The following is a 12,607-nucleotide window of genomic DNA, read 5'->3' on the forward strand; positions in this document are numbered from 1 at the left end:
TTACTTTTTAGGTTCTACCTTTTCTGCCTCAATAACTTTCATATCATTATACTGCATAATATAAGCTGCTGTATTAACAAAACCTGCATTTTGTTTATTTGTATAATTAAACTTATTAGCAATGTACTCTGTTTCTCCAACAATCTTAGATACTTCAAACAAATCGTTCTTATAAGCTAACTTTAAAAGTACATCATACATAATATCATAACCTCTTGCAGCATATTTATTAGGATTAGACCCAAACTTAGACCTGTATAAACTATTAAATTCTGAATCTGTTATTTCCTTGTTTACAGCTGGGTAAGTAAAGTTTAAATTAGATAAAAGCATATTATCAACATCATCTCTATCAAAAGCTTTATTAATATTTGTTGTAAACATTCTAATCTTAGTATCTCTAGTATTTAAAGAGTTTATTACAGAAGTTGCATGTTTAGATAATGCTATATTACTTGTTTCTACAAAAATAAAGTTGTCTGCATTACGAACTAAAAGCCATTTTAATTTATTTATATTAATAGTTAAATCTTTAATTAAACCAACTTTCTTAGCTTTTGGAAACCTTGCAGTAATAGCATCTGACTCTGCTTTATGTTTAGAATCTGCAATAATTACTATGTTTTGGTTTGTATATATACTAGAAACATAATCTAACACCTTTTTTCTTAAAACTTCATCAGATGGTAAAGAGTAAAATGTATTACCAAAACCTATTTCTTGCTCTGCCAAGTTAGGAGATATTACAGGTATTTGTAAACCTGCAGTTTTCTTAGCTACTTCTTGTATAGATGCAGGATCTAAAGGACCAATAACAGCACTATAATCTGCAACGTTTTCTTCTGCTAAAACTTTTTTAACAGCATCTACACTACTAGTAGATTGCGTATCAAAAGTGCTAACATCTATAGAAATTCCTTTTTGCTTTAAAGATTCTAAAGCTAATTGCATTCCAGAATATAAGCTTAGACTTATATTAGTATCTGTTCTTTTCTCTATTCCTTTTTTAGCTGATGATGTATTGTTTACATCTATTAAGTCTAATCTAAACGGTAACAAAACCATTACTTTAGGCTTAATAGCAACATTAATACTATCTACTAAATTAATTTTTGGTAGTATTAGTGAATTTTTAATGTTGAAATTATTACTTCTTGTTTTTGGTAACTTTAATGACATACCAGCTTTAATTCCGTCTTTTAAAGCAGGATTAAAAGTAGTTAACTCACTAAATGAAACTCCTAAATCTCTAACTAAAGACATTTCTCCCTGACCTTGTCTTACTACATAAAAGATAAAATTATCAGAATTTATTGCCTGACTATCTGTTGAAGCTTGATCTTTTAAAGTTGGAATTTTAATTTTCATTCCCTCTTGTAATCCTTTTTCTTTAACTAAAGGGTTTACTTCTTTGATCTTATCTTCAGAAATACCGTATGCTTTTTCTAACCTGTAAAAAGTCATTTTTGGAGGAACAGTATAGGTAATAAAAGCAGGTACATCTGAAGTTCCTGTTTTTACGATACTATCTCTGTATAATACATTTTTCTCTGGTAATTGTAACTGCTGACCTTCTGCTAAGTAATTAGAAGATTTAGGTAATTCTGGATTTAACAATAATAAACTATCTACAGTAATACCAAATTTATTGGCAATACTCCAACGTGTTTCTTTTGCTTTTACAACGTAAGGTTTAAGTACAAATTCTTTTACTTCTACTTTTTTGTAATGCGGAATTTTTAAAGTCATTCCTTTTTTTACATCATCAGAATATAAACTTTTATTGTACTTTTTTATTTGATCTTGAGTAACCTTAAATTGTTTAGATATACCATATAAAGTCTCTCTCTTTTTAACTTTATAGTTTATAAATTTATCCGGAGTATCCTCATAAGTTACAACTGTATTAGCTATTGTATTACTACCATCAGTACTATTAATAACTGTAGTTGAAGCTGCTACTTTTTTATAAACAGGAATTTTTAAAACAGTTCCTTTTTTTAATTGCTCTGAGTATAACTGTTTGTTATAACGCTTTATATCGTCTTCTGTAACATTGTACTCCTTAGAAAGACTATATAATGTTTCACGTTTTTTTGCTTTATGCTCAATAAAACGAATAGGCTTCTCTTGTTCCACAGCTTTTTCTTCTAATAAAGAAGCTGTTACAGCAGCCATTTTTTTATCCATTGGAACAATTAAAATGGTATTAGGAGACAGTTTCTGTCCTTTTTTAATCTCTTTGTTATAAATTAAAATATCGTCTATAGCAACATTATAGGTTTTAGAAATACTCTCTAGAGATTCCCCTCTTTTTACAGGGTGTGTCTTATACTTTTGAGCGTAAGAACTAGCTGTAACTAGACATATTACTAAAAAAGAAAGAACTGTTTTAAAAAATTTACTATTCATAATTATTCCCATTCTATGGTTGCTGGCGGCTTAGAGCTAATATCATAAACTACTCTATTTACACCTTTTACTTTGTTTATTATATTATTAGACACTTTTTGTAAAAACTCATATGGTAAATTAACCCAATCAGCGGTCATACCATCTGTACTTTCTACAGCACGTAAAGCTACACATTTTTCATAAGTACGCTCATCGCCCATTACTCCTACACTATTTACGGGTAAAAGTATGGCTCCGGCCTGCCAAACCTTATCATATAGTCCACTTTTTTTAAGTTCACCTATAAAAACAGCATCAACCTCTTGTAAAATTGCTACTTTTTCTGGTGTAATATCACCTAATATACGAATTGCTAATCCTGGTCCTGGAAAAGGATGACGTCCTAAAAGATCTTTTTCCATTCCCATAGATGCTCCTACTCGTCTTACTTCATCCTTAAATAAAGCTTTTAAAGGCTCTACTATTTTAAGTTTCATAAAATCTGGTAAGCCTCCTACATTATGATGACTCTTTATTGTTGCACTTGGCCCACCTGTTGCAGAAACACTTTCTATAACATCTGGATAAATTGTTCCTTGTGCCAACCAGTTTACTCCTTGTATTTGGTGTGCTTCATCATCAAAAACTTCTATAAATACACGACCAATAGCTTTGCGCTTTTGTTCTGGATCACTTAACCCAGCTAAAGCATCCAAAAAGCGTGCCGAAGCATCTACTCCTTTTACGTTTAAGCCCATACCCTTGTATTGTTCTAATACATCTGTAAATTCGTTTTTACGTAACAATCCGTTATTTACAAAAATACAGTATAGGTTTTTCCCTATTGCTTTATGCAATAACATTGCTGCTACAGAAGAATCTACACCTCCTGATAAACCTAAAACAACTTTATCTTCTCCAATCTGTGCTTTTAAAGCATCTACTGTTTCTTCTACAAAACTATCTGGTGTCCAATCTGGATTTACATCTGCAATGTCTACTAAAAAGTTTTCTAACAATTGCTTACCGTCTGTAGAGTGGTAAACTTCTGGATGAAACTGAATAGCGTATGTTGTTTCTCCTTCTATTTTATATGCTGCATTTTGTACATCATGTGTACTCGCTAACAATGTACCATTTGTTGGTAATGATTTTATAGTATCACTATGACTCATCCAAACCTGGCTACCTTCCTTTATATTCTTAAGAAAAGCTTCGTCTTCTTTTACAAAACTTAAATTAGCTCTACCATACTCTCTTGTATTAGATGGGGCTACCTCGCCTCCAGAAAAATGTGCCAAATACTGAGCTCCGTAACATACGGCTAGCATTGGTTTTTCTCCTCTAATACCTTTAAGTTCTGGATGAAAAGCTTCATCTGAACGCACAGACATAGGGCTACCTGATAAGATAACTGCCTTGTACTCTGCTAAGTTTTTTGGAATTTTGTTGAATGGGTGAATCTCGGAATAAATATTGAGTTCTCTAACTCTACGCGCAATAAGCTGTGTATACTGCGATCCGAAGTCTAAAATTAATACCTTGTCATGTTGCATGCGCAAAAGTAATATTTAATTATAAAAAAGCTAAACGAAACTATTGAAAATTTACTCCATTGTTTGTAATATCATTTCTATGTCTTTTTCTGTTGTATCTGGGTTGATAAAACAAAATCTAGAAACAGTCTCATAAGTATCACCTTGTTTCCATTTTGTAGGTGTAACTAAAGCAAATCCTTTTTTATGATTTTCATAAGTCCAATGCGTATAGTCTTCTGGTTTCCAACCTTTTCTTCTATACAACACACAAGATAAACTTGGCTCTCTTACCAATTCTAAATCTGGATGCTCCTCTATCATTTTACCTGCAATCAGCGCTAATTCTAGCCCACGCTCTACAGCTTCTTTATATCTGTCTGTACCGTGCATTGCTAAAGAAAACCATAAAGGCAAGCCTCTAACTCTACGTGTTAACTGTATTTGGTAATCTGTTGGATTAAAACCGTGTGCACCTTCATCTTTAAAAATATCTAAATAAGAACCTTGCTGAGAGTGTGCATTTTTTGCTAACTCCATGTTTTTATAAATTACAGCACCACAGTCGTACGGAGAAAACATCCATTTATGCGGATCTATTGTAATACTATCTGCTTGTTCTATACCATTAAATAAGTGCCTTACAGAATCTGCTACCAAAGCCCCACCACCATAAGCCGCATCTATATGGTACCATAAATCTTCTTTTTTACAAACTGCGGCTATGCCACTTAAATCATCTATAATACCTGCATTTGTTGTTCCGCCAGTAGCAACTACTGCAAAAAGTCTATTACGCTCTTCTTCAGATAAATTTGCAATTGTTTCTTCTAATTCTGATTGATGTAAACTCTCTTCTGAATCTACCAAAAGAATATCTACGTCTATAACTTTAGCCATTGCTTTTACAGACGAGTGCGCACCTATTGATGCTATAATTAATCCTTTTTTGCCTCTATTCTCTTCTTTTTCTCTAAAGTGTTCTCTTGCTGTAACCAATGCAGATAAATTGGCTGCTGTACCACCACTTGTAAAAACACCAAAAGCACCTTCTGGTAAACCTGTTAAAGAAACTATCCATTTCATAGCTTCATTTTCACAGAAAATACCACCTGCTCCTTCCATCCAATATGCACCGTGTATACTAGATGCAGAGGTAACCAAATCGAACATAATAGCTGCTCTAGTTGGTGATGCTGGTACAAATGCTAAATGCCTAGGATGGTCTATTTGCACATTTGCGTTTGCCAAGTGTTTTTTCCATAAATTAAATGCGTTTTCACCTCCAATACCTTTATCCGTAATAGTTTCGCCAACTAAGCTTTTTAACTCTGCTGCTTTAACTGGCTTCCCTATTTCTCTTTCGGTTGCAGAAATTCTATCAATGGCGTATTTCATTATATCCATTGTCATTTCTACTAACCCTAAATCTATTTTGTGCATTTATTTTATAATTCTAATATTAAAAAATTACCATCTAACGGCCTTAAATGTGCCATTAAAGCAGTTATTAAACTTGGTCCAAACTCTAAATAAGGTTCAGAAAAGTTATGATTTCTTTCTTGTAAAGATTTATTAGGGAACAACTCGTTTTGCACATCTGTTAAACGCACTACATGGTCTTTTAACTTTCTTTTTTGCGCTTGTAACAATCTATCTTCTAATGCTTGCAATCCTTTTTTCTGTTTTACCTCTTGAGCTTTTACAGCGCCTAAAAAGGTTTTATCTGTTTGTTCTGCAAGCACATACAACTCCTTAAACTGTTCTTCTAAATATTGTTTTTGTTTGGTAAAATCTATATCTACATTAGATATTTCTCTAATTTTTTTATTAACCAAACTGTTTTGTTTTAAAAACAAATCTTGAATTGACACATTTAATTTATGAAGCTTTTCTCCCTGTTTTTTAGAAATTAACAAGGCCGAGTTACGTAAAAGCAACATAGGAAAAGTTACATTCTGACTCTCAAAATAAGTCTTAAGTTCTAACCAATATGCTAATTCTCCGCCACCACCTATGTAACAAAGATTAGGTAATATAATCTCCTGAAACAATGGTCTACCAACTACATTTGGAGAAAAGCGCTCTGGAAATTCATCAAGTTCTTTTAGTATGGTTTCTTTAGTAAACGTAGTCTTAGTATTATTTACAAGGTATATATCATCTTTTTCTATAATTCGTTCTCTAACACCATCAACCAAATAAAAATAATTAATTTCTCTAGGGTTTACTTGTATTTTATAATCTGTAGACACTGAACTAAGCTTTGCTATTGTAGCCTCTACTTTGGTTTGCGCTGTATGCTTAAAAAGATCTTCTTTTACATAAGGTATTTGCAACCTCTTAAGTTCTTTATCGTCGCCATCTACTATAACCAGACCATATGCAGAGAATAGCTCGTTTGCTAAATACCTTGTTGCATCTGTAAGGTTTGTATGCTTTAAATACGCATTTGTAAACAATGCCTTAAGATCTTCTGCATTTTTACCGCCGCCAATATCACTAGAAAATGCCTGATACACTTGGTCTAAACCCTCTGTACTTAACCTACCTACCCCACCTGAAGCATCAATATTCCATTGTAATTTTTTCCCTTTAAAATTAAAATAGTTTATCTCATCAAAATCGTGATCTTCTGTAGCCATCCAATAGATAGGTACAAAGTTTTGTTCTGGGTAAGTTCTTTTTAATTCTTCGGTTAAATTAATGGTAGATATTATCTTATATAAAAAATAAAGTGGTCCTGTAAATAAATTTAGCTGATGCCCAGTAACAACAGTAAATGTATTTTGTTCTTTTAATAAAGAAATATTTGTTTTTGTTTTTTCTGATGCTGCAATTTCTGTGTACTGCCCACCTAAAGCTTCTGCTAGTATAGCCCTATTCTCTTTAGGGAAGTTCTTGCTTTTTTCGGCTATCTGATCCTTAAAGTTTTCTAAGTTAGGAAACCTGTTATAAAAAAGATCTAATTCTTTTTTCTCTTCTAAATAATCGCACATTAAACTAGAGAAATAACCTGTTTTGTGATACGGAATATTGTTGACTTTCATAAATACGACTATATACGTGCAAAGATAAAAATACTTTACCTATCTAATTCTAAAAAAAATGTTGTGTTTAAAAAACGATAAAACTAAGCATTCATTTGTAAGTAATCCGTACTTTTTAGACTTAGATTATTATAAATCCTTGCTAATAAAAACTTAAAAAGTGTTAAAAAAAACGTATCTTTAAGAAACTCGGATTACCGCTTATATCTAACTACTAAACCTTCTACTATGACACTCTCACAAACAAAACCAATAAAATTGTCGGTATTTTATGTGTTTCTTATCAGTTGTTTTCTATTTTTTTTAGGACAACAAAATGTAAATGCACAAGATTACAATCAATTTAAAGGAGAAATAATAGATAATAACTCTAGAAAACCTCTTGTTTTTGCAACACTAACACTTGCAAACTCCAATATAAGCACTATTAGTAATGCAGAAGGTAAATTCTCTTTAAAAATACCAAAAGAAACTAGCAATGGTCAATTAATAGTATCTTTTTTAGGATACAAAACAAAAACTATTGCTTTAGAAGATTTAAAATCTGGAAACAATAAAATATACCTAGATATAACTATTACAGAACTAAGCGAAATAAACATCTCTATACCAAAAGACCCAAGAGCATTGGTATTAGAGACACTAAAAAAAAGAGGAGAAAATTATTTTAACGACCCAACTCTAATGACTGCTTTTTACAGAGAAAGTATAAAAAAAAGAAGAAAAAATATTTCTTTATCTGAAGCTGTTGTAAACATATACAAGGCTCCATACTCTAATACAAGAAATGATGTTGTTGAATTATACAAAACTCGTAAAAGCACCAATTACTCTAAGATGGACACACTTGCGTTAAAGTTACAAGGAGGTCCTTTTAATGCACTTTACGTAGATATTATGAAATATCCACAGTACATTTTTGGTGTAGATCTATTAAAATATTACGAGTTTACTTTTGATCATTCTACAAGAATAAACAACAAGCTAATCTATGTTATTAGTTTTAAACAAAACGAAACTACCAACGATCCTTTATATAGAGGAAAACTATATATAGATGCAGAAAAAAAAATACTTACTAGTGCTGTTTATTCTTTAAATATTACCGACAAACAAAAAGCTGCAAAACTATTTGTTCGTAAAAAACCAAACAGAGCTAAAGTATGGCCAACTGATGTTGCATACAGAGTAGATTACAGAGAAAAAAACAACAAATGGTACTATGGCTATAGCAGTGCTATTCTGGAGTTTAAAATTAATTGGGACGATAGACTTTTTAACTCTGTTTATAGTATGAGTTGTGAAATGGCAGTTACAGACTGGGAGAAAAATACAACCAAAGAATCTCCTAAAGGAAAAAATAAAATAAGGACTTCAATTATTTTAGGTGATGAGGCTTTTGGTTTCTCTGATCCTGACTTCTGGGGAGAATACAACATTATAGAACCCGAAAAATCTATAGAGTCTGCCATAAAAAAAATTAACCGTCAATTAAAAAGAAGCAAAGGAAATGGCTCTTCTGCAAAACCATAAAAGTGTATATTAGTAGTAGAAATACAATTTACTACAATGCTTAAACGACGAAAATTTATTGCATCTGCCCTAGGTACCGCTGCTGCTAGTATGTTGCCCATAACGGTAAATACTAGCTTTACAAATGAAACTACAACATTATTAAAAGGCAAAAGATTAAAGAAAGGTGATACTATTGGTTTAGTTGCCCCTGGTTATGCAGTATCTTCAGACGGCTTAGAACACGCAAAGGCAACCCTTCGTAAAATGGGATTTATTCCTTACCATACGGATCGTATTATTGGTAACTATGGATATTTTAGCAATACTGATGAAGAAAGAGCTAAGGACCTTAATGAAATGTTTGCAAACCAAAATGTAGATGGTATTTTATGTGCTCGTGGTGGCTACGGTTGCACACGTATAATGCAGATGATAGATTATGATACAATTAAAAATAATCCAAAAGTTTTTATTGGTTTTAGCGATATAACAACCTTATTAAATGGTTTTTATAAAGAAACTGGCTTGGTTGGTTTTCACGGTCCTGTAGGTACAACATTAGATAATGAATATGGAATTTCTCAACTAGAGCAACTGGTTGTTAATCCTAAGAAAAATCTTGAAATTAAAAATTCCGTTTTAACAGAAAAACAAAAAGAAGACACAGAATACCAACGTTATATTATTACTCCTGGTACTGCAAACGGTATTTTAGTTGGCGGTAGCTTAACGCTTATAAATGCACTAATTGGTACTCCACACGAAATAGATTTTACAGATAAAATTGTTTGTATAGAAGACGTAGAAGAATCTCCTTACCGCATAGATCGTATGCTAACACAACTAATAGAAGGTAAAAATTTTAAAAATGCTGCTGGTTTAGTTTTAGGTGTTTTTGCTGGTTGCGAAGCTTCCAGCTCCAAAAGAGCTTTTACTCTTAAAGAAGTTATTACAGATAGATTACAACCTTTAAACATACCTGCAGTATACGGAATGTCTTTTGGGCACATACCTACTAATTTTACTTTTCCTATTGGTATTAAAGCAAAATTAAGCACGACCTCTATGACATTAACAGTCGTAGAAAAAGCCGTGCTTTAATTGTATTTATTAAAATAGTAACCCTTATTTTTTAAACTCGCTTAAAGTTTTTGTAATAATAGAAACACAGTCTAATAATTGTTCTTTAGTCATTACCAATGGTGGCGCAAACCTAATAATATTACCGTGAGTAGGCTTAGCTAATAAACCATTCTCTTTTAACGCCATACAAATGTCCCAAGCAGTAGAACTATCTTCTGTATCGTTAATTATAATAGCATTTAATAAGCCTTTACCTCTAACTGTAGTAACTAAATCGCTAGTAGCAATAAATTTTGTTAATTCTGCTCTAAATAACTCACCTAATACTTGAGCATTTTCCGCTAGTTTTTCATCTCTAACAACTTCTAACGCAGCAATACCAATTGCAGCTGCAACAGGGTTACCACCAAAAGTACTACCGTGGTTACCAGGTCTAATAACACCCATTATATCATTATTAGCTAATACACCAGATACTGGGTAAGAACCACCAGATAAAGCTTTACCTAAAATTAAGATATCTGCTTTTACCTCTGGAGTTCCAGAACAGTTTTTATCTTCACAAGAACAATTACCACAAGTAGCTAATAAACGACCTGTACGTGCAATTCCTGTTTGTACTTCATCAGCAATAAATAATACATTATGCTTTTTACACAATTCTTTAGCCGCTGCTAAATAACCTTCACTAGGTACATAAACTCCAGCTTCACCTTGTATTGGTTCTACTAAAAATCCTGCTACATTTTTGCTACTCTCTAAAGCCGCTTCTAATGCAACTAAATTATCGTACTCAATTTTTATAAAACCACTAGTATAAGGTCCAAAGTTTTTACGAGCAACAGGATCATTAGAAAATGAAATAATAGTAGTAGTACGTCCGTGAAAATTATTCTCACAAACAATAATTTGTGCTTCATTCTCTGGAATACCTTTAACTTCGTAAGCCCATTTTCTACAGATTTTAAGCGCAGTCTCTACAGCTTCTGCACCCGTGTTCATTGGTAATAACTTATCGTAGTTAAATGTCTCTGTTGCAAATTTCTCAAACTTACCTAAGATATCATTATAAAATGCTCTAGATGTAAGCGTTAACGTTTGTGCTTGGTTTACCATTGCACCCACTATTTTTGGGTGACAATGACCTTGATTTACTGCAGAATAAGCAGATAAAAAATCATAGTACTTTTTACCTTCTACATCCCATACAAAAACACCTTCACCTTTGTTTAAAACAACTGGTAATGGATGGTAATTGTGTGCTCCGTGCTTTTCTTCTAATGCAATTGCATCTGCAGATGCCGATCCTTTAATAATTGACATAATCTTCTTCTTTTAAATATAAAACTTAAACGATTCCTGCTTAAAGGAGAGAAATCAACCTTATTTTTTAATGTGCTGCAAATTACAAATTGCTAAGCGAGCATAAAAAAATTAAGACATTAATAATTTAATAGTCATTAATTTATAATTCTTCAAAATAATAATAAAAATAACCAAAACTCTATATTAAAAAATAGTAATCCGTATGTAGCTGCAATTTTATTAGTAATTAATAATAGTCAAGCATTTAGATAACAAATAATTCTACTATTTTTGCGCTATGCGAAGAAAAACAAAAAGAGTAGTTTTTGAAAATGTAGAAGTAGTAGATGCTGGTGCAAAAGGAAAAACTATAGGAAAGGCTCCTGACGGACGTGTAATTTTTTTAAATAACGCCGTACCTGGTGATGTTGTGGATGTACAAACTACAAAGAAGAGAAAAGCCTATTTTGAAGGTACTGCTATAAACTACCATACCTTATCTGATAAAAGAACAGAACCTAAATGTGAGCATTTTGGTGTATGTGGTGGTTGTAAATGGCAGCATATGGGCTATAACCACCAATTATTTTACAAACAAAAAGAGGTTGAAAATAACTTGACAAGAATTGGACACCTAGAATTACCTACCATTACTCCTATCTTAGGTTCTGAAAAACAATATTTTTATCGCAATAAAATGGAGTTTTCTTTTTCTGATAGTAGATGGTTAACTTTAGACGAGGTAAAGTCTGATAAAGAAATTGAAGATCGTAATGCTTTAGGTTTTCATATTCCAGGAATGTGGGATAAAATCCTAGATATTAAAAAATGTCATTTACAAGCAGATCCTTCTAATGCGATTAGATTAGAGACTAAAGAGTTTGCTACAAAAAACAATATGACCTTTTTTAACCCAAGACACCATACGGGTGAGTTACGTTCTTTAATGTTACGTACTACGTCTACTGGTGAAATTATGGTTTTAATTCAGTTTTTTGACGACAACAAAGAAAACAGAGAGTTACTATTAAACCACTTGGCTACTACATTCCCTGAAATTACGGCTTTATTGTACGTTATAAACCAAAAGCATAACGATACTATTTACGATCAAGATATTGTTTGTTTTGCTGGTAGAGATCATATTTTTGAAGAAATGGAAGGTCTTCAGTTTAAAATAAATCCAAAGTCTTTTTATCAAACGAACTCGGACCAAGCATACGAGTTGTATAAAATTACTAGAGATTTTGCAGAGCTTAGTGGTGATGAACTAGTATACGATTTATATACAGGTACAGGAACTATTGCACAGTTTGTTGCTAAAAAAGCAAAAAAAGTGGTTGGTATAGAAGCTGTTCCAGAAGCCATAGAAGATGCTAAAGCCAATGCTGAGCATAATAAAATAGACAACACTGTTTTTTATGCTGGTGATATGAAAAAGATTTTTAATCCTGAGTTTATTGCTCAAAATGGCACACCAGACGTAATTATTACAGATCCACCAAGAGAAGGTATGCATAAAGATGTTGTAGAGCAAATTTTAGCTATTGCCCCTAACAAAGTGGTTTATGTAAGTTGTAACAGTGCTACACAGGCAAGAGATTTAGAATTGATGAAAGATATGTATGAGATTACAAGACTACAAGCTGTAGATATGTTTCCGCAGACACATCATGTAGAAAATGTTGTACTTTTAAAAAAGAGGGCATAATAATTGTTCCAAAT

Annotated in this window: 8 protein-coding genes; 3 read left to right on the plus strand and 5 right to left on the minus strand. The window is 32.2% G+C overall.

The annotated features are described in order from the left end of the window. The 4 genes from BT107_RS05725 to bshC are packed head-to-tail and all read right to left on the minus strand — an operon-like array spanning position 1 to position 6,979. The gene (locus tag BT107_RS05725) at positions 1 to 2,412 is read right to left on the minus strand and encodes a LysM peptidoglycan-binding domain-containing protein (RefSeq protein ID WP_170854701.1); all 2,412 of its coding nucleotides are present in this window, start codon (positions 2,410 to 2,412) and stop codon (positions 1 to 3) included. 2 nt (positions 2,413 to 2,414) lie between these two features. Beyond that, on the minus strand, positions 2,415 to 3,950 hold the full coding sequence (gene guaA, locus BT107_RS05735; RefSeq protein ID WP_072302781.1) for a glutamine-hydrolyzing GMP synthase: 1,536 nt from the start codon (positions 3,948 to 3,950) through the stop codon (positions 2,415 to 2,417). A 51-nt stretch (positions 3,951 to 4,001) separates the two neighbouring features. Continuing rightward, complete coding sequence (locus tag BT107_RS05740) at positions 4,002 to 5,372, minus strand: pyridoxal phosphate-dependent decarboxylase family protein (RefSeq protein ID WP_072302782.1); 1,371 nt, start codon at positions 5,370 to 5,372, stop codon at positions 4,002 to 4,004. Between the two features lie 5 nt (positions 5,373 to 5,377). Then, positions 5,378 to 6,979 (minus strand): bacillithiol biosynthesis cysteine-adding enzyme BshC, encoded by a 1,602-nt coding sequence (gene bshC, locus BT107_RS05745; protein WP_072302783.1) that lies wholly within the window; start codon positions 6,977 to 6,979, stop codon positions 5,378 to 5,380. A 228-nt stretch (positions 6,980 to 7,207) separates the two neighbouring features. On the opposite strand from bshC, the gene BT107_RS05750 reads away from it, so the two are divergent. Then, on the plus strand, positions 7,208 to 8,512 hold the full coding sequence (locus BT107_RS05750) for a carboxypeptidase-like regulatory domain-containing protein (RefSeq protein WP_072302784.1): 1,305 nt from the start codon (positions 7,208 to 7,210) through the stop codon (positions 8,510 to 8,512). Positions 8,513 to 8,548: 36 nt separating this feature from the next. Beyond that, positions 8,549 to 9,595, plus strand: a complete 1,047-nt coding sequence (locus BT107_RS05755) for a S66 peptidase family protein (protein ID WP_072302785.1) — start codon at positions 8,549 to 8,551, stop codon at positions 9,593 to 9,595. Between the two features lie 24 nt (positions 9,596 to 9,619). On the opposite strand, the gene rocD is transcribed toward BT107_RS05755, so the two are convergent. Next, positions 9,620 to 10,900 carry an ornithine--oxo-acid transaminase gene (rocD, locus tag BT107_RS05760; protein ID WP_072302786.1) on the minus strand — a complete coding sequence of 427 codons (1,281 nt, stop codon included), beginning with the start codon at positions 10,898 to 10,900 and terminating at the stop codon, positions 9,620 to 9,622. A gap of 280 nt (positions 10,901 to 11,180) precedes the next feature. On the opposite strand from rocD, the gene rlmD reads away from it, so the two are divergent. After that, entirely contained in the window at positions 11,181 to 12,593 is a 1,413-nt protein-coding gene (gene rlmD / locus BT107_RS05765) for a 23S rRNA (uracil(1939)-C(5))-methyltransferase RlmD (RefSeq protein ID WP_072302787.1), read from the plus strand. Positions 12,594 to 12,607: the final 14 nt, after the last annotated feature.

Source organism: Cellulophaga fucicola, assembly GCF_900119145.1.
Classification (GTDB): domain Bacteria; phylum Bacteroidota; class Bacteroidia; order Flavobacteriales; family Flavobacteriaceae; genus Cellulophaga; species Cellulophaga fucicola.